Here is a 23407-nt window from a genome sequence, read left to right as displayed (position 1 = left end):
CATGGCAAGCGGAAGCAACGTCCCGGCGACGATCCCCGCGCTTGGTGGTGAGGCCAGCCTCAACCGCTATCTGGCCGAGATCAAGAAGTTTCCGATCCTGAGCCCCGAGCAGGAGTTCATGCTCGCCAAGCGCTTCCAGGAGCATGGCGACACCGATGCCGCGGCCCAGCTGGTCACCTCGCACCTGCGCCTCGTGGCGAAGATCGCCATGGGCTATCGCGGCTATGGCCTGCCCGTCTCCGAGCTGATCTCGGAAGGCAATATCGGCCTGATGCAGGGCGTGAAGAAGTTCGAGCCCGATCGGGGCTTCCGCCTGGCGACCTATGCCATGTGGTGGATCCGCGCCTCGATCCAGGAATTCATCCTGCGCTCGTGGAGCCTGGTGAAGATGGGCACCACCGCGGCGCAGAAGAAGCTGTTCTTCAACCTGCGCCGGATGAAGGCCAAGCTCGACGCGTTCGAGGATGGCGACCTTTCCCCCGAGCATGTCGCCAAGATCGCCACCGATCTGGGCGTCACCGAGGAGGAAGTCACGTCGATGAACCGCCGCATGGCGATGGGCGGCGACACGTCGCTCAACGTGCCGATGCGGGAGGATGGCGAGGGCCAGTGGCAGGATTGGCTCGCCGACGAGGACCAGCTCCAGGACGAGCGCGTCGCCGAGGCCCAGGAAGCCACCGTCCGCCACGAGATGCTCGTGTCGGCGATGGAGGACCTCAACGAGCGCGAGCGGCACATCCTGACCGAGCGCCGCCTCACCGACGATCCCAAGACCCTCGAGGAGCTCTCGCAGGTCTATGACGTCAGCCGCGAGCGCGTCCGCCAGATCGAGGTGCGCGCGTTCGAGAAGCTGCAAAAGGCGATGATGCGCATCGCCGGCGAGAAGCGCCTGCTGACCGCCTGACGAGCGCCATGGGGGATCAGGATCGCGATACCGGCGCGGAGCCTCCGCGCCAGCCCGAGGCGCCGGCGGACATCCCGCCGGCGCCTTCCGCATCGGCGCCGCGTCCGCGCGACTGGACGCCGCGCGCGACGACGGCGCAGCAGCCCCCCGGGCTGGGCGCGCCGCCGATGCCGGATCTCCGCCCGCTGGGTGAGGAGGCCGACCCTTTCGCGTCTCGCGGCGAGGCGCCTCCACGAGCTTCTCCCCGGCCTTCGCCGGGGAAAGAAGAGCGTGCGCCCAAGCCCCGCAAGCCCCTCCTGCGCCGCATCCTGTTCTGGATCCTCAAGGCCATCCTGGCTTTTCTGCTCATCTCGATCGGCATGGTGGTGATCTACAGGTTCGTGCCGCCCCCCATCACCTGGACGCAGATCGGCGACATCTTCGAAGGGCATGGCGTTACCAAGCGCTGGATGTCGATCGACAGGATCGATCCCAACATGACGCGCGCCGCGATCGCCGCCGAGGATGCGCGCTTCTGCACCCATCACGGCTTCGACCTTACGGCGATCGAGCAGGCCTATGCCCGCAACCAGAAGGGCGGCCGCATCCGCGGCGGCTCGACGATCAGCCAGCAGACCGCCAAGAACGTCTTCCTGTTCCAGGGCGGCGGCTATGCCCGCAAGGCGCTGGAGGCCTATTTCACTGTCCTGATCGAGAATATCTGGGGCAAGCGGCGGATCATGGAAGTCTATCTCAACGTCGCGGAGACCGGGATCGGCACCTATGGCGTCAATGCCGGCGCGATGCGCTATTTCAAGCACGACGCCTCGCGCCTGTCCCCTCGCGAGGCCGCCCAGATCGCCGCGGTCCTTCCCCTCCCCAAGAAGCGCGCCGGCATCGATCCGCGCGGCTTCACCCGCCGCTACGGGAACGCGATAACCGCCCGCATCGGCACCGTGCGAGGTGACGGGCTGGACGATTGCGTCCGCTGATGTCGGATGGGGAGATGCCGCCGATCCGCATCGCCGCCGCACTGATCGACGACGGCGCGGGCCGCATGCTGCTGGTCCGGAAAACCGGGACTTCGGCCTATATGCAGGCCGGCGGCAAGATCGAGCCGGGCGAGACGCCGCTCGACGCGCTGCGCCGCGAGCTGGCCGAGGAGATCGGCCTGGTCCCCGTCGAGGAGCCCGCCTATGTCGGCCGCTTCCAAGCCTCCGCCGCCAACGAGCCGGGCCGCGTGGTGGAGGCGGAGCTGTTCCACCTCACCGTCGCGCACCGGCCCGCCGCCGCGGCGGAGATCGCCGAGGCGCTATGGGTGCCGATCGCCGAAGCCGAGGCGCTGCCGCTCGCCCCGATGACCCACACCCATGTGCTGCCGATCGCCCTGAAACTGCTGGACTGACCCCATTCCTCCCCGAGCTCGTCTGAGGGAGGAATGAAAGTCACTGGATCTTGTTCACGGCGCTCTTCGCCGCGTCGCCGACATCCTTGGCCGCATCGCCCACCTTGTCGGCGGCGGTGCTGACCGCATCGGTCTTCGCATCCTCGCGGCTATTCTGGTTGAACAGATAGATGGCGCCGATCACCACCGCGATCAGCAGCGCCAGCCCGATCAACAGGCTGCCGCCGCCGCGGCGCTCGATCACCACCGTGCTGCCTTCCGTCTCGGTGACGCGCTCGGCAGTCACGCCGTCGCTGCGCTCGGTTACGCGTTCGACCATTGCACTCCTCCTCGAACTTGCCCGTCAGCAACCGAGAAGGCGTTGGAATGGTTCCGAAAATCAGAAGGGCAGCTTGAAGCCCGGCGGCAGCGGCAGGCCGCTCGTCATCTTCGACATCGCTTCCTGCGAAGCCGCGTCGGCCTTGGCCCGGGCATCGTTGAAGGCCGCCGCGAGCAGATCCTCGAGCATGCCCTTCTCGGCCGGGTTGAGCAGCGAATCGTCGATCTGGATGCCGATGATCCGGCCCTTGGCCGAAGCCTGGACCTTGATCAGCCCGCCACCCGAGGCGCCTTCCACTTCGATCTTGTCGAGATCGGCCTGCGCCTTGGTCAGCTCGGCCTGGACGTTCTGCGCCATGGCCATGATGTCTTCGAGACTCTTCATAGATACTTCCTAACTTCCAGTCTTGCTCCAGCCGATCAGCTCGGCATCGGGAAAGGCTTCCATCGCGGCGGCGACCATCGGCGAGGCGAGCACGGCGTCGCGCTCGGCCTGCTCGTTCGCCGCCTGCTCCTCGCGCAGCGTCATCGCCTGGGCCGGCACATCGACGCATAGCAGCTTCCAGTTGGTGCCGGTCAGCTCCTTCAGCGCCGCCCCCAGCTCCTTGAGGAAATCGAACGGCAGCGGCCGCGCGGCGGCAAACTCCACCTCGGTGCCCGCGAAGCGCACCGGGCGGAGATAGTCACGCACCTGGGTGGCGAGCTGGAAGCGGCGCTTCTCCTCGAGATAATCGGCGAGCTGGCCCAGGCTGGTGGGCATCGCCGAGCCGTTCGGCCCCGGCGCCGCGGGCGCCGCGCCACCCGAGATGGTGACGCTGCCGCTGGCGATCTGACGGGCGAGCTCGCCCGGATCGGGCAATTGCGAGGCGTGGATGACGCGCAGCAGCGCCATCTCCGCCGCTTCGATCGGCAGCACCGCCCGCGCCACTTCGTCATGCCCGCGCAGCACCAGCTGCCATAGCCGGTGGAGCGCCGGGAAGCTCAGCCCCGCCGCCCAGCGCTCAAGCGCCTTCAGCTCCTCGGCCGACTGGCCCGAACCGGCATCGGTGCCAAGCTTGGCGAGCGTGACGGCATGCACCGTCTCCAGCAGCGTGCGCAGCACCGCCTGGGGATCGACGCCAAGGTCATATTGTCCCCGCAGCGACGCCAGCGCGCCGGGGGCGTCGCCCTCCAGCAGCAGCCCGAACAGCGTGCGGATCGCGCCGCGATCGGACAGGCCCAGCATCTGCCGCACCGCTTCGGCCTTCACGCCCTCGCCTTCCAGGCCGGCATGCGCGATCGCCTGGTCGAGGATCGAGAGCCCGTCGCGCGCCGATCCCTCGGCGGCGCGAGCGATCAGCGCCAGCGCCTCGGGCTCCGCCTCGAAGCCTTCGGCCTGGGTCACCCTGGCGAAATGCTCGGCGAGCAGCTCGGCCGGGATGCGGCGCAGGTCGAAGCGCTGGCAGCGCGAGAGCACCGTCACCGGCACCTTGTTCACCTCGGTGGTGGCGAACAGGAACTTCACATGCGCCGGCGGCTCCTCCAGCGTCTTGAGCAGCGCGTTGAACGCGCTTTTCGAGAGCATATGGACTTCGTCGATGATGTAGATCTTGTAGCGCGCCGAGACGGCCGAATAGCGCGACGCCTCGATGATCTCGCGCACGTCGTCGACGCCGGTATGGCTCGCGGCGTCCATCTCGATCACGTCGATATGGCGGCCCTCGGCGATCGCCCGGCAGGGCTCGCACACGCCGCAGGGATCGATGGTCGGCCCGCCCTGCCCGTCCGGCCCGATGCAGTTGAGCGCCTTGGCGATCAGCCGCGCGGTCGAGGTCTTGCCGACACCGCGCACGCCGGTAAGCAGGAAGGCATGCGCCAGCCGGTCGCGCTTGATCGCATTGCCCAGCGTGGTGACCATCGCGTCCTGGCCGATCAGCTCGGAAAAGGTCTGCGGCCGGTATTTGCGCGCCAGCACGCGATACGCCCCAGAGTTACCTGAGTCGCGCGGCTGCGGAGGTTCGTCGAGGCCAAGCAGGGAATCGGACATCGGCTCCTATCTAGCGCGCCGCATTGGCGATTGCGACCACCGCGCCTATGACCTCGCGCAAAAGGGGAGTGCCATGACGCTATCGTACGCAGCCGCCGCGCTCGCCGCCGGAGCCTCGCTCATCGCCGGAGCCAATGCGCGGCAAGGGGCGCCGAGGCCGGATCTGATGGCCGCGATCGACGCGATGCCGCTCGATCGCCTGTGCACCACCGAACAGGCGCTGGGCTATCGCTTCGGAGCGAGCGACTATCCGCCCAGCGTGATCCAGACCCCCGGAGTCGAGCGCCACAAGCTCGACGCGGCCGCGGCGCCGTTCGAGACGGTCTCGTTCACCGGCTCCAAATGGTCGGCCCGCTATGTCGGCGCGATCTATGCCTTCGACGCCGGCGACAAGCAGACGGCGCTAGCGGCGATCCGGCGCATCGCGGAGCGCTTCCGCCAGCGCGGCTGGATCGGGCGCAAGGGCGGCATCGAGGACGACGGCCCGATCATCGACTATCCGCCCGGCCCCGGCGAAGTGAATTTCTATTCGCGCGCCGAGGCGATGCGCGGCCCCAGCCGCCAGGGCGTGCGCGCCAGCCTGCGCTATCTCGGTTCGGAGGTCAGCTTCGCCTGCGAGGACATGGCGATGGTAGAGACGCACGCCCGCGAAGTGTTCGGCGACCTGCCGCCAGGCACGCCGCGACCGGCGGCACCGACAGCCCCGCGCCCCAAGGCGCTCGATCCCGCCCTGTGCGCGACGGCGGAGGGACGCGCCGGCATCGACGCGATCACCAACCTCCGCACCCAGGATGCGCTCACGCGGTTCATCGTCGAGCGCATGAACTACAGGGAACGGATCGTCGTCTGGAAGACCGATCGGCTCGAGAAATCGGGCAAGGTCTCGAAGGATCGGATGCTGGAGCTCGCCACCTCCGGCTTCGGCGGCAAACTGGCGGGCAACCCGTTCGCGGGGCTGAGCATCGTGATGGAGATGCTCAAGCTCGCCGAGAAGGCCGAGGACCTCAAGGCGGCAGGTGATCCGGCCGGCGCCTGTCGCGCCACGCTGCAGGCGATAGGCGGTATCGAGAAGGTCGAAACGGTGACTGCGGCGCAGTGGGCCGGCATGGAAAGCGCCATCGACGCGGAGGCCAGGCGACTGGGAATCAGCCTGGACTGACGCGCCCTGCTTCCACCGGAGCCGCCGCCACATCGCCTTGCGCCGTGTGCGCCGGTCGTCCGGGGCGAGATAGCGATGCGAGGATGCGGTGGGAGCCGGAACGACCCGCAGCGAAATCGTTGTGGCTGCTTCCTTCCGGATCTGACCAGGTTGGCGACGACTGCGTCCGCCCGACTCCCGCGGCGCATATGGGCAAAGTGAGGCGGTTAGGCAAGGGCGGGAACGCAGATGCGCTCCCGCCCGAAACCCTTGGCGTCCGAAACCCTTAGCGGACGCGTACCTTGCGGCACACGCGCTGGCGATGGCCATGGTGCCACTTGGTCTTGCACACGGTGCGCCACTTCGGGCGCTTGTGGTGCGGACGGTGGTGCTGGATGTCCGCCTTGCCGGCGATCGCCGGCGCCGCCGGAGCAGCGGCGGCATTGGCGGCCGGGATGGCGAGGGTCGCGGCAGCGGCGGCCGCGAGGATCGGAAGCAATTTCATATCTTCTCTCTCCTGCTTGCGGGGGAAAGAGCCCCCCGATGTCGGAAACCGGAACGATCGTTTCGGTTCCATGCCGGATCCTGAAATTGAACCGATTTCGACAGGCTGAACGGATCGCTCAGCCAGGAGTCATCCGAAATCCTCCCGGCGGCCGGCGTCAGCGCCCTTGCATGTCGCGGTGCCCGGCGGGCATGCGCACGACCAGCCCGTCCAGCTCCGGCGTGAGCAGGATCTGGCAGGAGAGCCGGCTGGTGCGCACCGCGCCCACCGCCAGGTCGAGCATGTCCTCCTCTTCCTCCGCGGCGCGGGGCAGCCGGGCGAAATATTCCGGGTCGACGATCACGTGGCACGTCGAGCAGGCCATCTGCCCCTCGCAGGTGCCCTCCAGCGGCTGTCCGTCATTCTGCGCCACTTCGAGCAGGCGCAGCCCCGCTTCCGCCGTCACTTCGTGCCGGTCCCGCCCGTCGGCGCTGACGAAGGTGACGCGGATCATGCCGCGCGGCTCTGCAGCCGGGCGGCGGCCACGATCCGGTCGATCGCGTGGAGCAGCGCGTCCTCGGTTGTGTAGCGCCCGAAGCCGATGCGGATGCTCGCGCGGGCCTCGGCATGGGACAGGCCGATCGCCTCGAGGACATGGCTCGGCCGCCCCGACCCGCTCGCACAGGCCGATCCGGCGGAAAAGGCGATGTCGCGCAGGTCCGACATCAGCCGGGCGACGTCCAGCCCGTCATGGCGCAGGTTGAGATTGCCCGGATAGCGATCTCCCTGCGCGCCGTTCAGCACCCAGTCGCCCGGGATGCGCGCCAGCGCCGCGCGGAAGAGCTGCTCGGCATGGGCATGGTCGGCGCCGAAACGCTGCTTGGCGAGCCGGGCGGCTGCGCCAAACCCCGCGCACAGCGCCGGCGAGAGCGTGCCCGAGCGGCCCGCCGGCTCCTGCCCGCCGCCATGCAGCAACGGCTCCAGCGTCACGCCGTCGCGGATCCACAGCGCGCCCACGCCCTTGGGCCCGTGGACCTTGTGCGCCGAGACCGCGATCAGGTCGCAGCCATCGGGGATGCGCACCCGGCCATAGCCCTGCACCGCGTCGCACAGGAACAGCGCGCCGGCGGCATGGGCGAGGTGCGCCAGCTCCTCGACCGGCTGGATCACGCCGATCTCGTTGTTGACCAGCATCGCCGCGACCAGGCCGACGCCCGGCCGGATCGCCGCCCGCGCGGCGGCAAGGTCGACCAGCCCTTCGGTGCCCACCGGCAGCACGACGACGTTTCTGCCTCCGCGCCCCGCCGCCGCCACGGTGTCGAGCACGGCGGCATGTTCGGTGGCGATCGTCACGAGCCCGCCGCCCGTGCCCTTGATCGCCCAGTTGAGCGCCTCGGTCGCGCCGCTGGTGAAGCTCACCGTCCCGCCCGGCGGGAGCAACGCGGCAACATCGTCACGCGCCGCCTCAACCGCCGCCCGGGCCGCCCGGCCCGCGGCATGGGCGGAGTGGGGATTGGCGAACTGGGTTTCCAGCAGGGGCAGCATCGCGGCCAGCGCCTCGGGCGCGAGCGGGGTGGTCGCCTGATAGTCGAGATAGGTCATGCGGCCCTGTTTCTGGCCTCGATCGCGATCCGGCGCCAGAGCGTCGTGAAGGCATCCACCTCCGCTTCGGTGGTGCCGCGCCCGAAACTCACTCGCACCACTTCGCGCAACGCCGGCTCCTCCCAGCCCATCGCGGCGAGGACATGGCTGGGCCGCATGCTGCCCGAGGAACAGGCGCTTCCGGCCGAGACCGCGATGCCGGCCAGGTCGAAGCGGATCAGCTGCGCGGCGGCGGAAACGCCCGGCATCCGATAGGCCCCGATCAGCGGGCTGCGCGGACGGTGCGCGGCCACCGGATCGCCCCCCCCCGCGAAGATCGCCGCCTCCAGCCGCACGCGCAGCGCCGTCATTCGCGCCAGATCCTCGGGCAGCTGGACGGCCGCCGCATAGCCCAGCGCGCCGGGAAGATTCTCCGTGCCCGCGCGATAGCCCTTTTCCTGCCCGCCCATCGGCAGCAGCACGCCGAAGTCGCGCACCAGCAGCGCGCCGATCCCCGGCGGGCCGCCGCGCTTGTGCGCGGACACCGCGACAAGATCGGCATGGCGCAGCACCGCATCGTCGGCGCGCGCGGGCATCTGTGCGGCGTCGACCAGCAGGATGGCGCCCGCGGCGTGCACGATATCTGCGATTTCGGCGACGGGCTGGCGCACGCCGGTCTCGCTGTTCGCCCATTGCACGCCGACCAGCGCGCGCGGCCCGGCGGCCAGCGCGGTGCCCAGCGCGTCGAGATCCAGGATCCCGTCGCGGTCGACGGGCAGCACCTGCGCGCCCTCCGCATGGCGCAGCACCGAATCATGCTCGACCGCGCTGATCAGCCGGCGCGGCGCCATCGAGCGGCCAAGCGCCATCTGCAGCGATTCGCTGGCGCCGCTGGTGAAGATCAGCTCGTGCGCCCAGCCATAGGCGGCGGCGACGTCGCTGCGCGCCTTCTCCAGCGCGGCGCGGGCGGCCCGGCCCTCGGCATGGGGCGAGCTCGGGTTCGCCCAATGGCGCATCCCCGCCTCCACCGCCGCCAGCGCCTGGGGCAGCATCGGAGTGGTCGCGGCATGGTCCAGATAGATGCGGTCGGCCAAGCGAATCTCGTTGTAATTGCGCAAAGGCGCGCGCTGCCTATATAGCGCCCAACGCACCGCGCTCCACCGCGCGCCTCCAATTCAAAGCAGGTCTGCCTTGCCCGAAGTCATCTTTCCCGGCCCCGAGGGGCGCCTCGAAGGCCGTTTCGCTCCCGCTCCCAAGCCGCGCGCGCCGGTCGCCATGATCCTCCATCCGCATCCCAATGCGGGCGGCACGATGAACAACCGCATCGTCCAGGAAGTCTACAAGACCTTCCAGCGCCGCGGCTTCGCGACGCTGCGCTTCAACTTCCGCGGCGTCGGCAAGAGCCAGGGGACCTTCGACAACGGCATCGGCGAGCTGTCCGACGCCGCGTCCGCGCTCGACTGGGTGCAGAGCTTCCACGCGGAGGCGAGCAGCACCTGGGTCGCCGGCTTCGGCTTCGGCGCCTGGATCGGCATGCAGCTGCTGATGCGCCGCCCGGAAATCCGCGGCTTCATCTCGATCGCGCCGCCGGCCAACATGTTCGACTTCACCTTCCTCGCCCCCTGCCCCTCCTCGGGCATCATCATCCAGGGCGAGAATGACGAAGTGGTCACGCCGGGCGCGGTGCAGAAGCTGGTCGACAAGCTGCGCACCCAGAAGCACATCACCATCCATCACGACACCATTCCGAGCGCGAACCACTTCTTCGAGCACGAGATGGACGACCTGATGAAGAGCGTCGATCGCTATCTCGACATGCGGCTCGACCCCAACTCGCCGATCCGCTGATTTCCGCGCGCCCGTCACCCCGGCGAAAGCCGGGGTCTCCGGCGGCCAGGCTGAGAACTCAAGCAAGCATTTGATATTCCATCGTCAACCCGGCCTTGCGCCGGAATCCCGCTCCTTCCGGCGCTGGCGAGATAGCGGGACAGCGGCGCAAGACCGGGTTGACGATGGATGAATATGAGCCCCCATGGCGCGGGCTCGCGGCACGAGATCCCGGCTTGCCGCCGGGATGACGGCTTATTTCTTCAGATTCCCCGCCCCGCCCGCCAGCATCGCGGCGGTCGCCTCGACCGCGCTGCGATAGGCTTCCTGGAACTCGGCGCTCCAATATTTGAGCTGGTCGAGCGGGATCGGCTCGCCGCTCACCGCGCACAGCACATAGCTGCCGGGGCGCAGGATATCGAATTCGGGCGTGTCGTAATGGATCTGGGCGGGGCCGTTCATGCCGCCTATCTAGGGATGCGAGCGCCCGCGTCCAACACTCAGCGCGCCAGAACCGCGTCGATCCACCGATCGACCACCGCCGTCGCCGGATAGCCGGGATCGCCCAGCGCGCGGTTGATCTCCATATGGCCGCGCAGCCCCTGGCCCGCAAAGCCCTGCACCGTCACCCGCGCGCCGGCAGCCGCGAGCGCACGCCCCAGCGCTTCGGACTGGCGCGTGCCGTCCGCGCGCGCCACGTGCAGGATCAGGAAGTCCCGGGCATTGGGCGCGGCGGCCTGCAAGGTCGGCGAGAGCGCGCGCTGGCGGGCGGGATCGCGGCCGAACGCGGCATCATAGGTGCCGCCCATGATCCGCGGGCCATCGGCCATCTGCGCGGGCACGTCATAGGCCGCACCGTCGAGCAGCACGACTCCGGCAAGCCGGTCGAGGCCCCAGCCCGCCTTGCGCAGATAGGCGGGATCGGTCGCGACCAGCGCGGCCAGATGCGCGCCCGCGCTGTGCCCCATCACCACGATCTTGCGCGGATCCACGCCCAGCGCGCGGGCGTGCCCGGCCAGATAGGCCAGCGAATCGGCCACGTCCTGCGCCTGCTGCTCCACCGTCGCCCCCGGCACGAGCCGGTAGTTGACGCTGGCGAAGGCGAAGCCGCGCCCGGTGAAATGGGCGATCTTCTCCGCGCCGGTCGCGTTGCCCTTGTCGCCCCGCTGCCAGCCGCCGCCATGGACGAACACCACCAGCGGCGCCGCGTCTCCCGCGCCCTTGTAGAAATCGAGCTTCTGCAGTTGCGCCGTGCCGTAGGCGATCTCGCGCGCCGGCGCGGATTGCGCGGACGCGGGCATGGCGGCCAGCAGGAACGGCAGCAGGATCAGAGACTTGCGCATCACGCACCTCATCGACCGGGCATGCGCAGGATATGCAGGCGGCGCGGCAGCGTCCAACGATCTTGTGTAACGAGATGTGTCAGCGGGCATGGGCTTGGAGTGAGCGCACACGATCGCCCTGCCCCGCCGTCATCCCCGCGAAGGGGTGTGGGGAGACGGCATCCGGTGATCGAGGCGCGCCCCCTGGGCCGCCCCACGGAACCGCCTTCAGATCCGCAGGACCAACAGGTTGCCGAGGATCACGACCGCGCAGATCCACATCAGGATCGCCTTGGTGCGGTCCGCCCGGAACTGTTTCCACCCGCCCCAGACGAGCGCGCCCATGGCGAGCACCGCGATGCTGAGCCAGAGGGGCTCGAGGCTCGGATCAGGCATCAGCCGGCGATCAGCCAGAGGAACAATGCGCTCGCCCCGATCACGCCGCCGAACAGCGCGATCATCCGGGGGTCGCCGCGATAGGCGATACGCAGCACGCCCCAGAGGAAATAGCCGAGCGCGCGCGCGCCGACGCTCATGACGTTCGCGATCACGGCGCCGAGGCGGCTGGCCACCGGGTCAGTCTTTCCCGGCAAGGACTTGGGCATAGGCATCGGGATCGGCATTGCCCCCGGAAAGGATCACGAGCAAGCCCGGCTTCACGTCCAGCTTGCCCGCGAGCAGCGCCGCCAGCGCCACTGCCCCGCCCGGCTCAACCACCACCCGCAGCTTCGCCGCGGCCCAGCGCTGCGCCGCGCGCACTTCCGCCTCGCTCACCGCGAGCCCGGTCGCGCCGCGCCGCGACAGCACGTCGAAGGTGAGCGGCGAGACGCGGGTGGTCTGCAGCGCGTCGCACGCCGTGGGCGGCGGATTCTCTCCCACCGGCTCGATCCAGCCCGCGTCGAGGCTGCGGCGCATATCGTCCCAGCCATCGGGCTCGACGGTGACGATCTCCGCATCGGGAAGCGCGAGCGCCAGGCCCGCCGCCAGCCCGCCGCCGCCGCAGGGCACCAGCACATGCGAGAAATCGGGCAGCCGGGCCTCGACGATCTGGGTCATCGCCTCGATCCCGGCGCTCCCCTGCCCCTCGATGATCCAGGGATCGTCGAAGCTCGGCACCAAAGTGGCGCCGCGAGCATGGGCGAGATGCGCGGCGATCTTCTCGCGGCTCTCCGTCATCCGGTCATAGGAAACGATCTCCGCGCCCATCGCCAGCGTCGCGTCGCGCTTCACCCTGGGCGCGTCGGCGGGCATCACGATCACCGCCGGGATGCCCAGCCGCTTCGCCGCCCAGGCGACTCCCTGCGCATGATTGCCCGAAGAAAAGGCGACCACGCCCCGCTCCCGCGCCGGATCGTCCAGCGCGGTGAGCCGATGCCAGGCGCCGCGGATCTTGAACGCACCGATCGGCTGCAGGCACTCGGCCTTGAAGCACACCGGCACTCCGCGAATTTCCTGAACGAACAGAGGCGTTTGCGGAAGGATTTCGGCGACCTTGGAGGCCGCGTCGCGAACGCCCGCGCGTGTCGGTTGTCGCACAATTGTCACAATTCACCCCCGCCGTGAAATTCCGGGTCTCGAATCACTTTACACCCCGATCCAACGTCCTTATGTGCCGCCTTCCGCTGCCCCATGGGACTTCCAACCGCAAGGCAGCTTTTGTCAACGATCGCCGTAAGGCACTTGGAGGTCCCTTGAGTTGCACCAGCATCATCGCGCGCTGGGGTTAGCACCCCTTTCGACCGCCGGCTCCACCGTGACCGGCATCGACATCGCCAGGCAGGGTCCGGTTCAGCCGGTCACGCTCGTCCGTCCGCACGCCGCGGCACGGGCCGCTCGGTTCTTCGTCGAGAAGTTCCCGGGCAAGGCCATGTACGCTGTGAAGGCGAACCCCTCGCCCGAACTGCTGCAGATCCTGTGGGAGAACGGCATCACCACCTATGACGTGGCGTCGATCGGCGAAGTTCGCCTGGTCGCGCGCACGCTCCCGGAAGCCACGCTCTGCTTCATGCACCCGGTCAAGGCCGAGGAAGCGATCGAAGAGGCGTATTTCACGCATGGTGTCCGCACCTTCTCGCTCGACAGCCTCGAGGAGCTGGAGAAGATCGTCCGCGCCACCAGCCGTGACGGCGTGGCCGCGAGCGACCTGACGCTCTGCGTGCGCCTTCGCGTCTCGTCGGACCATTCGAAGCTGAGCCTCGCGTCGAAGTTCGGTGCCGGCCCGGGTGAAGCCGCCAAGCTGCTGTTCGAGACCCGCCAGGTCGCCGACGCGCTGGGCATCTGCTTCCATGTCGGGTCGCAGGCGATGTCGCCGGAAGCCTATTCGAATGCGATGGAGCGCGTGCGCGCCGCGATCATCGAGTCGGCAGTCACCGTGGACGTCATCGACGTCGGCGGCGGCTTCCCCTCGGTCTATCCGGGCATGACCCCGCCGCCGCTCGAAGCCTATTTCGAGACGATCCACCGCGCGTTCGAGAGCCTGCCGATTTCCTATTCGGCCGAGCTCTGGGCCGAGCCGGGCCGTGCGCTCTGCGCCGAGTACAGCTCGATCGTGGTGCGCGTGGAGCGTCGCCGCGGTGCGGAGCTGTACATCAACGACGGTGCCTATGGCGCGCTGTTCGACGCCGCGCATATCGACTGGAAATTCCCGGTCGAGCTGCTGCGCGAGCCCGAATCGAACGCCAAGGATGTCGAGTTCAGCTTCTACGGTCCGACCTGCGACGATCTCGATTTCATGAAGGGCCCGTTCCTTCTGCCGGCCGACACCCGTTCGGGCGACTATTTCGAGATCGGTATGCTCGGCGCCTATGGCTCGGCGATGCGCACCGCGTTCAACGGCTTCGGCACCGACGCGACCGTCATCGTGACCGACGAACCGATGGCCTCGATGTATGTCGAGCTGTCGGAACGCCAGCCGGCGTGGAACGTCGTCAAGCTGTAACGCAACGCACGCTACTACCTCGTCGCCCCGGCCTTGAGCCAGGGTCCCGCTGCCTTTACAGGCGCCGATAAGCGGGACCCCGGCTCAGGGCCGGGGTGACGAATGCTTTGGGTTTCCGCGTCCCCTTTTCGAAATGACGGCGGCCAAGAAGATGGGAGCAACCCCATGACCGACACCAACACGCTCAACAAGCAGGCGAGCGCCAACGCCCCGATCAACGACACTCGCAAGGCGGAACTGCTGTCGAAGCAGGTCAAGCACATCGACATCAAGTCGTTCGACGCGCGCCCGATCGTCGACGCGATGGCGGACATGAGCTTCACCAGCCGCGACCTCGGCCGCGCCACCAAGATCTATAACGAGATGCTGGCCGACAAGGACTGCACCGTCGTCCTGGTGATCGCGGGCTCGACTTCGGCCGGCGGCTGCATGGACCTCTATGCCGAGCTGGTGCGCAACAACATGGTCGACGTGATCGTCGCCACCGGCGCCACCATCGTCGACATGGATTTCTTCGAGGGTCTGGGCCACAAGCATTATCAGGCGCTCGAGATCCCCGACGACGACACGCTGCGCTCGCTCTACATCGACCGCATCTACGACACGTACATCGACGAGGAGCAGCTCCAGGATTGCGACCACACGATCAACGTGATCGCGGAATCGCTCGAGCCCAAGCCCTATTCGTCGCGCGCGTTCATCCGCGAGATGGGCAAGTATCTCGTCGAGCACGGCAAGAAGGACAACAGCCTGGTCAAGCTCGCCTATGAGCATGACGTGCCGATCTTCTGCCCGGCCTTCGTCGACTCGTCGGCCGGCTTCGGCCTGGTCAAGCACCAGGTGGACGCCGCCAAGGAAGGCCGTCCGTACATGGTGCTCGACGCCATCGCCGACTTCCGCGAGCTGACCGAGATCAAGATCCAGGCGGGCACCACCGGCCTGCTGATGATCGGCGGCGGCGTGCCGAAGAACTTCATCCAGGACACCGTCGTCTGCGCCGAGATCCTCGGCCATGAGGACGTGGAAGTGCACAAATACGCCGTGCAGATCACCGTCGCCGACGTGCGCGACGGCGCCTGCTCGTCCTCGACGCTCCAGGAGGCGGCGTCGTGGGGCAAGGTCAACACCGGCATCGAGCAGATGGTGTTCGCGGAAGCGGGCTCGGTCATGCCGCTGCTGGCGTCGGACGCCTATCACCGCGGACACTGGCGCGAGCGCGTCAAGCGCGGCTGGGCGAAGCTGTTCGCCTGATCCTTCGCGCGATCGGAACGGAAAACAGGGCGGCCGGGACATCCCCGGCCGCCCTTTTCCTTTGCGCTCAACGCACGAAGAAGGCGGCACGCGCGACGCCCGCATTGTTGCTCGGCCCCATCCAGGCGCGGACCTCGATTTCGTAGAGGCCGGGCGCCGTGGCCGGGATGCTCGCGCCGAAACTGGCCGAAGCGGCGTCGAACTGCAGCTTGTAGGGGCCGGCGGAGGCACCGTTGACGGTGACATGGGCCTCGACCTCGGCATCGCTCGCCCGCCACGGGCCGTTCTCCGAGAGCGCGCAGCCGCACAACATGGTCACACCGGCGCGCAACCGCACGGTCTCCCCCTTCTTTACCCACTGATAGGCCATGGGATCGGCGATATCGACGATCAGCCCGGGCAGCTCGATCAGCCATCCGTCCCCGGCGGTCAAATGATGTCCGGGCAGGATCCATTGCGTGCTCGTCGCGGTCGTCACCGCCTGGGGCTGGCTCAGCGGACCGGTTACCTGCACCGTCACTCTGCGCGGGCGGTCGATGTCCAGCCGGGCCCGGAAGACGGCGGAATCCGCATCGGACTTCCTGGCACCCCGCTCCCCCGCCATGATCCGCTGGGTATCGCCCGTCGTGCCCGACGTCGTGCCCCGTGCGAGCGTCTCGCCGGTATCGGCATCGGTCATGACGATCCCGACGGGCGCGGCATAGCCGCCGAGGAACTTGGCACCGCGCGCGATCACGCGGACTTCCACATCGGTCGGATCGGCCAGCGCCGGCTGGACCAGGATAATGGCCGCGCACATCGCGAGGCTCGGCAGTGAACGCATCGTCATGCTCCTCGAAGAAGCAGAAGAAGGATTGGACCGCATCATTTGGCGGCGGACGGAGAGGCCAGATCACCGACGATCGCCTTGATGCGCGCATTGCCCGGATCGAGCGTCAAGGCACGCGCATAGCTCGCGCGCGCCGCCTCGATCCGTCCCGCCGAGCGATAAGCTTCGCCAAGACTGTCATGCGCGTTCGAGGACCCGGGAAACCGCTGGACGTTCCATTCGAACGGCGTCAGCGCCGCTTCGGCGTCGAGGATCTGCATGGCGTCATAGCCGACGCGATTGACGACGGCCTCCACGATCTCCGGCGATGCCGCCGCGTTCAGGGAGGCGATCACCTGGCGCCAGCGCCCGGAAGCGAGGCCGCGAAACAGCATCTCCTCCTGAAGCTCGGCCGCGCGCGCGGCGCCGGGCATCACCAGATCGGCCAGCAACGTCACCAGCCGGTGCCGGTCGAAGGTCGAGCGGCCGCCATTGTCGAAATAGATCACGGTCGCGCAATCGTCCGGATCCGCCGTCCGGAAGAAGTGCCGCCAGACCAGCCGGACATCGCCGCCATGCCCGACGATGGTGACGTCGCCGTGCCGGTAATATTCCCAGCCATGGCTGTGCCAGGCCGCCGCGCCGCCGGGCATCGGAAAGGGCGCCCAGGACGCGCGCAGCGCCCCAAGCGGCAGCAGGTCGCCGCGCAGCAGCGCCTGGCTCCACCGCACCATGTCCGCCATCGTCGTGAAGACGCCCGAGGAGCCGAAGCTATAGGCCGGCATCACGGGCAGCACGAACCGTGCCGGCGGCCGATCGCGTCCAGGGACGGGCCGATAGCTCGATACCAGGCCGGGCAGCTGCACGGCGGCGTCCGGATAGCCGGTGTGATAGCCGGTGCGCCGCATCCCGGCCGTCCGGAACTGGCGGGCCGCCAGCGCGGTGAGCGGAGCGCCGGTCGCCTGCTCCAGCGCGATGCGCGCGAACAGCATGTTGGTCTGGTTATAGTCGTTGCGAGTCCCCACCGCGAAGCGCAGCGGCTTGCCGCGGATCGCGGCCAGCGCCTGTTCCTCGGTCGGCGCGACGAAATCCGGGATATAGTCCGGCAAGCCCGAGACATGGGCGAGCACTTGCGCCAGGGTGATCCCGCGCCAGGCATCGGGAAGCCCGTCACGAATCCGGGCAAGCGGCATCGACAGGTCGAGCGCGCCGCGCCCAGCGGCCTTCAGCAGCTCGACGATCAGGAACAGCTTGGAGACGGAGAAGATGGGATAGACGGATCGAGCCGAGATCCGCGCGCCGGTATCGCGATCCGCCAGTCCCGCGTGGCGAAGATGGACGAGCTTGCCGCGCCGCAGCACCGCCGCGGAATAGCCGACCGTGCCATAGCCCGACGCCGTGGCATCGAGCAGATCGTCCAGCCGCGCCGCCACCGATGCGCCAGCGAACGCGCCCGCCGCCGGCATGGGAAGCGCCGACGCCGCGAACCCCGCCAGGCCGAAGCCCAGGACATGACGCCGGTCGGGCAGGAAGGGGTCATTCTCTGGCGGCATTTGGCGGTTCCCTTGCGTGATGCGTGTCGATCGGGAATCGGCTATCGTACCGTATCGAAAGGGCCGAATGACATCTCGTGACCTGATCTGACATCTGGCAATCGGGACCCATGGGCGTTTCTTTGCAGTGGACGATATGATGCTTCGCTTCGACGAGTTCCGCCTGGATCCTGCCGCGTTGCAGCTGTTCCGGGGAGATGACCGGCTCGATGCGCCGCCCCAGGCGGTGGAAGTCCTGGCCTATCTGATCGACAATCGCGGACGGACCGTCGGCCGGCAGGAACTGCTCGACCGGTTCTGGCCCCGGGCCGGCACGGGTGGCGACGCTTCGCTCAACACCTGCATCCGCCGCATCAGGGCCTTGCTCGGCGACGAGGCCGATGCGCCGCGCCACATCCAGACGCGGCCGCGATCGGGCTATCGCTTCATCGGCACGGTGCACGCCGCACCGGCGGCCGGGGCGCCCCGCCGCTCGCGCCGCCTTGCCATGGCGGGCGGCCTGCTCGCCACGCTCGCCGTCAGCGGCGCCGTCTGGGCGCAGGGCGCTGTCTTCCGGCCCCAACACCGCATCGCCATCGAGCGGGTCCAGGGCCTGTGCGAATATATACTCTTCCCGAAGTTCGACGCGGGCCTGCGCGAAAGCTTCATGGCCGAAGTCAGCAACACCCTGCCCAAGGGCTATAGCATCGCCGCGCCGGGCAGCGGCGACGGCGCCGATCTCCTCGCCCGCATCAGCGTGCGGCAGACCCCGCGGCAGACCGTGGTGGTGGTCAATCTCGTCGATCGCGGCGGCGGGCGCCTCCTGTGGTCGGGCCAGTTCGTCGGGGCGACCGACACCAACGACTATCTGCCCCTGCAGCGCGCATTGGCGCAGCACATGGCGCGCGGGCTTCGCAAGGCCCTGGCCGAACGCGCCTGAGGCGCATCCCGCCGCCGGGGAAGCGCGCGCCGCCGTCCGCCCCTGGGCTCCGTCGCTGCAACATGGCGGCATCAATCCGGATGCAGTGCACCGGTTGATGCAGCAGTGAGAGATGAATGCCCCGTCTGACCGAAGCGACGGCCGCCAAGCGGCGCATGCACATATTGGACGCGACCGCCCATTGCCTGTTCGAGCGCGGGCTGCTCGCCACTTCGATCGACGATGTCTGCGCCCGGGCGGGAATCAGCAAGGGCGCCTTCTACAGCCATTTCCCGAGCCGCGACGCGCTGATCCACGCCGTCACGGACATGCTCGCCGCCGAACTCGGCCCGATCGACGACAGCAGCATCGCCGCGCTGGCCGACTCGCTGTTCGCCCACCAGATCGCCCCCGCCCTGCCCCCGGCCCATGCCCGGTTCGGCATCGAGATCACCGCCGCCAGCACGGGCGATCCTGGCCTGCGCGAGCGCAACTCGACCAATCTCGAGCGGCTGCGTCACGCAGTGGAAGCCGCGGCCTGCAGCCTGATAGCGGCCGGCAAGGCACGCGCCGATGCCGATGCGGCGGCGACAGGCTGGCTGGTCCAGGCGCATGTGATGGGCGTGCTCTGCCGCAACGCGGTCTGGCCGGCGCAGGACGCCGCGGCGCTGCGCCGCTCGACGCACCTGCTTCTCGAAAGCCTGCTCGCCCCGGTTTAGTTGCATTTACGAACCGATTGGGCCAGCCTCCCGGCTTCACAGCAGTGGGAGGGGCTGCAATGCATAGTCAAATCCTGGCGCCGGTGGTGGTGCTTGTCGCCTGGACGCTCGTCATGCTGGTCTGGACGATCGTCACGCGCGTTCCCGCGATGAAGGCGGCCGGCATCGACATGGGCAAGCTGATCGGCAGCAAGGGCACCGATGCCGACAAGGTGCTGCCGCCCGCGGTCCAGTGGAAGGCGCACAACTACAACCATCTCCACGAGCAGCCCACGCTGTTCTACGCGATCGCGCTGACGCTCGCCCTGCTCGGCCAGGGCGACGGCCCCAATCTGTGGCTCGCCTGGGCCTATGTGCTCCTGCGCATTGGGCACAGCCTGGTGCAGGCGACCTTCAACAAGGTCTCGGTCCGCTTCCTGTTCTTCCTGCTCTCCACCCTGGCGTTGGTGGCGCTGACGGCGAGCGCGGGGATGGCGATTATGCTCAACCGCTAAGCCTAGAATCCTCCCTCTTGGGGGAGGATTTGAGGACTATCCGAACAGCCGGTTCAAACTCCGCTCCAGCATCAGCAGCTGCCACAGGGTGCGGCCATGCTCCGCCCGCCCCGCCTTGTGGTCGGCGGCGAGCTTCTCGATCGCATGCAGGTCGAACCAGCCGGTGCTGGCGAGCAGCCGGGAGCGCCCCAGCGCGGCCGCCTCGTCCGCCAGCGCCTTGCGGAACCACGCGCTGATCGGCGTCACGAAGCCCATTTTCGGCCGGTAGAGCACGTCCTTGGGCAGATAGGGCTCCAGCGCCTTCTTCATCAGCCACTTGCCCTGCCCCGCCCGGATCCGCAGCGACGGGGGCAGCGTCGCCATGAACTGGACGAGCCGATAGTCGAGCAGCGGCTCGCGCGCCTCCAGGCTCACCGCCATGCTCGCGCGGTCGACCTTGGTAAGGATGTCGCCCGGCAGCCAGTGCCGGATATCGGCATATTGGGCCCGGTCCAGCCCGTCGCGCGCCGGGGCCTGGCGCATCGTGTCGATATAGCGCTGCTCGGCCGTGTGCCCGGCCAGCGCCTTGCGCATCGCATCCGAATAGAGCGCCTGGCGCAGCGCCGGCCCGGTGACGCCCACTGCCTTGGGATAGGCGAACTCGCCCCCCTCGGCCAGCGCCAGCAACGTGGTCTTGGCGCGGAAGGGGCGCGGCGCCCAGTCCGCCTTGGGATAGAGCCGGCCGAGCGTGCCGAACACGCGCTCGCGCAGCCCCTGCGGCAGCAGCGCCCGCACGCGCTCCTCGGCGGCGAAGAACCGGTAGCGGCGATAGCCGGCCAGCGCCTCGTCCGCGCCGTCGCCCGACAGTGCCACCGTCACGCTCTCGCGCGCCAGCTGGCACACCCGATAGGTCGGCAGCGCCGAGGCATCGGCAAAGGGCTCGTCGAACGCGCCCACCAGCGTATCGATCAGCGCGAAATCGTCCGCCGCCACCTTGCGCGTCCGATGCGCGGTGGCGAAACGCTCGGCGACCATCCCCGCATAGGCGGTCTCGTCATGATCGGCCTCGTCGAAGCCGATCGTGCAGGTCTTCACCGCCGCCTTGCTCGCCTCGGCCATCAGCGCGACCACGGCCGAGCTGTCGACGCCGCCCGACAGGAACGCGCCGAGCGGCACATCGGCGATCATCCGCGCCCGCACCGCGCTCCGCATCAGGTCGATCAGCTCTGCCTCGAGGTCGCGCAGCTTGCCGCTTGCGCGCTGCGAGAAGTCGATATCCCACCAGCGCTGCGGCTGCGGCACCGGCCTGCCGCGCTCGAGCAGCAGGAAATGCCCCGCCGGCAGCTTGCGCACGCCCGCCAGGATCGAGGCATCGTCGGGCACATAGCCGAGCCCCAGATAGTCCTCGACCGCCTTGAAGTCGGGCGTGCGCCGGAACAGCGGATGCGCGAGCAGTCCCTTCAGCTCGGAAGCGAAGGCCAGTGCCCCGTCCGACAGCTCGGCATAATGGAGCGGCTTCACGCCGAACCGGTCGCGCGCCAGGAACAGGCTCTGCGCCCCGGCGTCGTAGAGCGCGAAGGCGAACATGCCGTTCAGCCGGTCGAGCATCCTGGGCCCCCAGGCCCGCCAGCCGTGCAGCAGCACCTCGGTATCGCTGTCGGTGGCGAAGCGGGCGCCCTTGGCCTCCAGCTCGGCGCGCACTTCCTGGAAATTGTAGATTTCGCCATTATAGGTGACGACCACGCCCTGGTCGGGCGTGGCCATCGGCTGGATGCCGCCCTCGAGGTCGATGATCGCCAGGCGGCGATGGCCCAGCCCCACGCCCGCGCTGGTCCACACCCCCGAGCCGTCCGGTCCGCGATGAACCAGCGCATCGGTCATCTGCACGATCCGCGCGGGGTCCACCGGCTTGGCCAGCGCGGGATAGTAAAGGCCGGCGATGCCGCACATTCAGCGAAGATTCCTCATATGCTCGGGCTTAGCCCGCCTCCCTTACTTCGTCATCCCCGCGAAGGCGGGGATCCGGAGTCGCAAAGGATCCAGCTTCGTCGCCCTGGGTCCCCGTCTTCGCGGGGGTGGCGGAAAGTGGGAAGTCAGCGCACCCCCGTCATGCGATCGGCGAGGTTCTCGACGGGACCAAGCGCGCCCAGGAAATCCTGGATCGCCGCATGGGCGCCATTGTCGCTCCCCTGCTCGGCCGAGAGCAGCACCGCCACGCCCGCCTGGCTGCCGCCGAGCAGCTTGGTCTTCAGCGTCTCCAGCTTCACCCGCTTGTCACTGCCGGTCAGGACGCCGCCGATCCGGTACCAGGTGACCACCTCGCGCTCGACGCGGCCGGGGCCGGTCATGCGCAGCGCCGCGCCGCGGCGGATGGGGCCCAGGTCCTCGATCTTCACCCAGCGATCATTCTCGCGGATCGCGCCGATGCCGAAGCCGACCAGCTCGTGCCCTTCATGCTGGGTGGCATAGACCGCCACCGCCAGATCGACGCTGCGGCCCGTCGCATCCGCATAGCGGCCGATCAGGAAATGGTCCGCGCCCGGGAAATTGGGCGACCAGGCCGCGCGGATGCTCGAGGGCACGCGGTGCCAGCCGGGCACTTCCGGCAGCGCCACCCGCGCCGGCACCGGCGCCGCGCGCGCGTCGTTGAGGCTCGACCAGCCGAGGAACAGGCTCGCCACCAGCAGCACCAGCAGCCCCGCGACCGGCGCATCCACCCGGCGCGCCGGCACCGCCTGCAGCACCGCGGAGTCGAACCAGCGCGCATCGGGATCGCGATCGAACCATTTCCAGCCGATCGCCAGCACCGCGGCCATCACCAGCGCGAAGAACACCCAGCCATAGACGATATGGTCGAACCCCGTCGCCGCCTCCACCGAAGTCCACCAGGCGGCATAGATCGTCCCGAAGGCGCGCATGCCGTTGGCGAGGATCGGCACCACGATCGCCGCGACCATGAATGCCGCGCGCCGCCGCCACGAGACATAGCAGACATTGGCCACCAGCACGCCGAACGCGATCATCGCGATCACGAACTTGGCGCCCGAACAGGCCTCGGCCACTTCGAAATAGCCGTTGGAGGTAGTGATCAGCACGCCGTCCACGCTGGCGGGCACACCGAACAGATGCAGCATCGGCATCACCATCGCGATGGTGATGTCCTGCAACGGCCCCTCGAGGAAATCGCCGAAGGGCACGAGGAACGCCATGTAGCAGAGCGGGAAAAGCAGCGCCCGGGCGACGTTCGGCCCCAGCACGGTCACCACCGCGCCCTGCAGCATCAGCGCCAGCCCGGCATGGCGGAACAGCGCCACGCCGGCGGCATCGCCCACCATCCAGCCGAATCCGCCGGCCGCGACGATCGCCAGGCCGGGCCACCAGCCCTGGGGCGCCACCTCGCTCAGTTCCGCGCGGCGCTGCCACACCAGCCAGGCGATCACCGGCGCGATGAACAGGCAATGCCCGAAAGTGGTGTTGGTCCAGTAGATCGTCGCCAGGTCCGCGGTGTCGCGGTGGAAGATCGCCAGCAGCGCCAGCCACACCCCCGCCAGGATCGCGGCATGCCGCTTCCAGCGCGCGTCGAAGGAGACGGCGGCCCGCACCTCGCTACCGGCGCCTACGCCCGAAGGAATCGATATCTCGGCCAAACAAGATCTCCCGTCATCCCCGCGCAGGCGAGGAGCCAGAGCCAAGCAGGACGTCGCTCGATACCCTGGATCCCCGCCCGCGCGGGGATGACGAAGAAATAAGCGGGAATGACGAAGAAAAGAGAAACACCGCGCG

The 23407-nt window shown here is 68.6% G+C and carries 26 protein-coding genes and 1 other RNA gene; 10 read left to right on the top strand and 17 right to left on the bottom strand.

All coding sequences use genetic code 11. The features are described 5' to 3' along the window. Window position 1 precedes the first annotated feature (1 nt). From rpoH to OMP43_RS04750, 3 genes are all read left to right on the top strand, one after another. Entirely contained in the window at window positions 2-904 is a 903-nt protein-coding gene (gene rpoH / locus OMP43_RS04760; RefSeq protein ID WP_086129404.1) for an RNA polymerase sigma factor RpoH, read from the top strand. Between the two features lie 296 nt (window positions 905-1200). Continuing rightward, complete coding sequence (gene mtgA / locus OMP43_RS04755; protein WP_280278647.1) at window positions 1201-1875, top strand: monofunctional biosynthetic peptidoglycan transglycosylase; 675 nt, start codon at window positions 1201-1203, stop codon at window positions 1873-1875. After that, on the top strand, window positions 1875-2288 hold the full coding sequence (locus OMP43_RS04750) for an NUDIX domain-containing protein (protein WP_280278578.1): 414 nt from the start codon (window positions 1875-1877) through the stop codon (window positions 2286-2288). The genes mtgA and OMP43_RS04750 overlap by 1 nt, the downstream gene beginning before the upstream one ends. A gap of 40 nt (window positions 2289-2328) precedes the next feature. Here OMP43_RS04750 and OMP43_RS04745 read toward each other — a convergent pair whose 3' ends face one another. Genes OMP43_RS04745 through OMP43_RS04735 form a run of 3 tightly spaced genes read right to left on the bottom strand, consistent with a single transcriptional unit; the run spans window position 2329 to window position 4632 of the window. Continuing rightward, window positions 2329-2607 carry a hypothetical protein gene (locus tag OMP43_RS04745; protein WP_280278577.1) on the bottom strand — a complete coding sequence of 93 codons (279 nt, stop codon included), beginning with the start codon at window positions 2605-2607 and terminating at the stop codon, window positions 2329-2331. Between the two features lie 60 nt (window positions 2608-2667). Beyond that, entirely contained in the window at window positions 2668-2991 is a 324-nt protein-coding gene (locus tag OMP43_RS04740) for a YbaB/EbfC family nucleoid-associated protein (protein ID WP_280278576.1), read from the bottom strand. 9 nt (window positions 2992-3000) lie between these two features. Next, window positions 3001-4632 carry a DNA polymerase III subunit gamma/tau gene (locus tag OMP43_RS04735; protein WP_280278575.1) on the bottom strand — a complete coding sequence of 544 codons (1632 nt, stop codon included), beginning with the start codon at window positions 4630-4632 and terminating at the stop codon, window positions 3001-3003. A 73-nt stretch (window positions 4633-4705) separates the two neighbouring features. Here OMP43_RS04735 and OMP43_RS04730 point away from each other — a divergent pair, with 73 nt between their 5' ends. After that, on the top strand, window positions 4706-5791 hold the full coding sequence (locus OMP43_RS04730) for a hypothetical protein (protein ID WP_280278574.1): 1086 nt from the start codon (window positions 4706-4708) through the stop codon (window positions 5789-5791). Between the two features lie 84 nt (window positions 5792-5875). On the opposite strand, the gene ffs is transcribed toward OMP43_RS04730, so the two are convergent. The 5 genes from ffs to OMP43_RS04705 form a co-directional block, all read right to left on the bottom strand. Beyond that, window positions 5876-5973: signal recognition particle sRNA small type (gene ffs / locus OMP43_RS04725), an RNA gene on the bottom strand. An 83-nt stretch (window positions 5974-6056) separates the two neighbouring features. Continuing rightward, complete coding sequence (locus OMP43_RS04720; RefSeq protein ID WP_086129082.1) at window positions 6057-6275, bottom strand: hypothetical protein; 219 nt, start codon at window positions 6273-6275, stop codon at window positions 6057-6059. A gap of 157 nt (window positions 6276-6432) precedes the next feature. Further along, entirely contained in the window at window positions 6433-6768 is a 336-nt protein-coding gene (locus OMP43_RS04715; protein WP_280278573.1) for a 2Fe-2S iron-sulfur cluster-binding protein, read from the bottom strand. Beyond that, window positions 6765-7856: a cysteine desulfurase family protein gene (locus OMP43_RS04710; protein ID WP_280278572.1), complete on the bottom strand. Its 1092-nt coding sequence runs from the start codon at window positions 7854-7856 to the stop codon at window positions 6765-6767. The genes OMP43_RS04715 and OMP43_RS04710 overlap by 4 nt, the downstream gene beginning before the upstream one ends. Then, entirely contained in the window at window positions 7853-8929 is a 1077-nt protein-coding gene (locus OMP43_RS04705; protein WP_280278571.1) for an aminotransferase class V-fold PLP-dependent enzyme, read from the bottom strand. Before OMP43_RS04705 ends, OMP43_RS04710 begins: the two co-directional genes overlap by 4 nt. Window positions 8930-9026: 97 nt before the next feature. Between OMP43_RS04705 and OMP43_RS04700 the strand changes: the two genes are divergently transcribed. Next, complete coding sequence (locus OMP43_RS04700; protein WP_280278570.1) at window positions 9027-9683, top strand: alpha/beta hydrolase; 657 nt, start codon at window positions 9027-9029, stop codon at window positions 9681-9683. Window positions 9684-9917: 234 nt separating this feature from the next. Here the strand turns inward: OMP43_RS04700 and OMP43_RS04695 are convergent, their stop codons facing one another. From OMP43_RS04695 to OMP43_RS04675, 5 genes are all read right to left on the bottom strand, one after another. Then, window positions 9918-10124 (bottom strand): DUF2093 domain-containing protein, encoded by a 207-nt coding sequence (locus OMP43_RS04695; RefSeq protein WP_280278569.1) that lies wholly within the window; start codon window positions 10122-10124, stop codon window positions 9918-9920. A gap of 38 nt (window positions 10125-10162) precedes the next feature. Further along, on the bottom strand, window positions 10163-11005 hold the full coding sequence (locus OMP43_RS04690) for an alpha/beta hydrolase (RefSeq protein ID WP_280278568.1): 843 nt from the start codon (window positions 11003-11005) through the stop codon (window positions 10163-10165). Window positions 11006-11212: 207 nt separating this feature from the next. Next, window positions 11213-11380: a hypothetical protein gene (locus OMP43_RS04685; RefSeq protein ID WP_280278567.1), complete on the bottom strand. Its 168-nt coding sequence runs from the start codon at window positions 11378-11380 to the stop codon at window positions 11213-11215. Further along, window positions 11380-11556 carry a hypothetical protein gene (locus tag OMP43_RS04680; RefSeq protein ID WP_280278566.1) on the bottom strand — a complete coding sequence of 59 codons (177 nt, stop codon included), beginning with the start codon at window positions 11554-11556 and terminating at the stop codon, window positions 11380-11382. Before OMP43_RS04680 ends, OMP43_RS04685 begins: the two co-directional genes overlap by 1 nt. Window positions 11557-11560: 4 nt before the next feature. After that, window positions 11561-12529, bottom strand: coding sequence for a pyridoxal-phosphate dependent enzyme (locus OMP43_RS04675; RefSeq protein WP_280278565.1), 969 nt, complete (start codon window positions 12527-12529; stop codon window positions 11561-11563). Between the two features lie 151 nt (window positions 12530-12680). On the opposite strand from OMP43_RS04675, the gene OMP43_RS04670 reads away from it, so the two are divergent. Together OMP43_RS04670 and OMP43_RS04665 are read left to right on the top strand one after the other, a co-directional pair. Beyond that, on the top strand, window positions 12681-13922 hold the full coding sequence (locus OMP43_RS04670; RefSeq protein ID WP_280278564.1) for a type III PLP-dependent enzyme: 1242 nt from the start codon (window positions 12681-12683) through the stop codon (window positions 13920-13922). A 165-nt stretch (window positions 13923-14087) separates the two neighbouring features. Further along, window positions 14088-15173 carry a deoxyhypusine synthase gene (locus tag OMP43_RS04665; protein WP_280278563.1) on the top strand — a complete coding sequence of 362 codons (1086 nt, stop codon included), beginning with the start codon at window positions 14088-14090 and terminating at the stop codon, window positions 15171-15173. Window positions 15174-15240: 67 nt separating this feature from the next. Here OMP43_RS04665 and OMP43_RS04660 read toward each other — a convergent pair whose 3' ends face one another. Next, a complete protein-coding gene (locus tag OMP43_RS04660; protein WP_280278562.1) occupies window positions 15241-15996 on the bottom strand; it encodes a hypothetical protein in 756 nt (251 codons plus the stop codon). 41 nt (window positions 15997-16037) lie between these two features. After that, complete coding sequence (locus tag OMP43_RS04655; RefSeq protein ID WP_280278561.1) at window positions 16038-17534, bottom strand: serine hydrolase; 1497 nt, start codon at window positions 17532-17534, stop codon at window positions 16038-16040. A 139-nt stretch (window positions 17535-17673) separates the two neighbouring features. On the opposite strand from OMP43_RS04655, the gene OMP43_RS04650 reads away from it, so the two are divergent. From OMP43_RS04650 to OMP43_RS04640, 3 genes are all read left to right on the top strand, one after another. Continuing rightward, the gene (locus OMP43_RS04650; protein ID WP_280278560.1) at window positions 17674-18453 is read left to right on the top strand and encodes a winged helix-turn-helix domain-containing protein; all 780 of its coding nucleotides are present in this window, start codon (window positions 17674-17676) and stop codon (window positions 18451-18453) included. 116 nt (window positions 18454-18569) lie between these two features. Further along, window positions 18570-19151: a TetR/AcrR family transcriptional regulator gene (locus OMP43_RS04645; protein ID WP_280278559.1), complete on the top strand. Its 582-nt coding sequence runs from the start codon at window positions 18570-18572 to the stop codon at window positions 19149-19151. Between the two features lie 59 nt (window positions 19152-19210). After that, window positions 19211-19645 carry an MAPEG family protein gene (locus OMP43_RS04640; RefSeq protein WP_280278558.1) on the top strand — a complete coding sequence of 145 codons (435 nt, stop codon included), beginning with the start codon at window positions 19211-19213 and terminating at the stop codon, window positions 19643-19645. 36 nt (window positions 19646-19681) lie between these two features. Here OMP43_RS04640 and OMP43_RS04635 read toward each other — a convergent pair whose 3' ends face one another. Together OMP43_RS04635 and xrtA are read right to left on the bottom strand one after the other, a co-directional pair. After that, window positions 19682-21574 carry an XrtA/PEP-CTERM system amidotransferase gene (locus tag OMP43_RS04635; protein ID WP_280278557.1) on the bottom strand — a complete coding sequence of 631 codons (1893 nt, stop codon included), beginning with the start codon at window positions 21572-21574 and terminating at the stop codon, window positions 19682-19684. Window positions 21575-21717: 143 nt separating this feature from the next. Then, window positions 21718-23271 (bottom strand): exosortase A, encoded by a 1554-nt coding sequence (gene xrtA, locus OMP43_RS04630; protein WP_280278556.1) that lies wholly within the window; start codon window positions 23269-23271, stop codon window positions 21718-21720. Window positions 23272-23407: the final 136 nt, after the last annotated feature.

The organism is Sphingomonas sp. CBMAI 2297, from assembly GCF_029870595.1.
Taxonomy (GTDB): Bacteria; Pseudomonadota; Alphaproteobacteria; order Sphingomonadales; family Sphingomonadaceae; genus Sphingomonas.
This window is presented reverse-complemented; position numbering and strand designations above follow the sequence as displayed.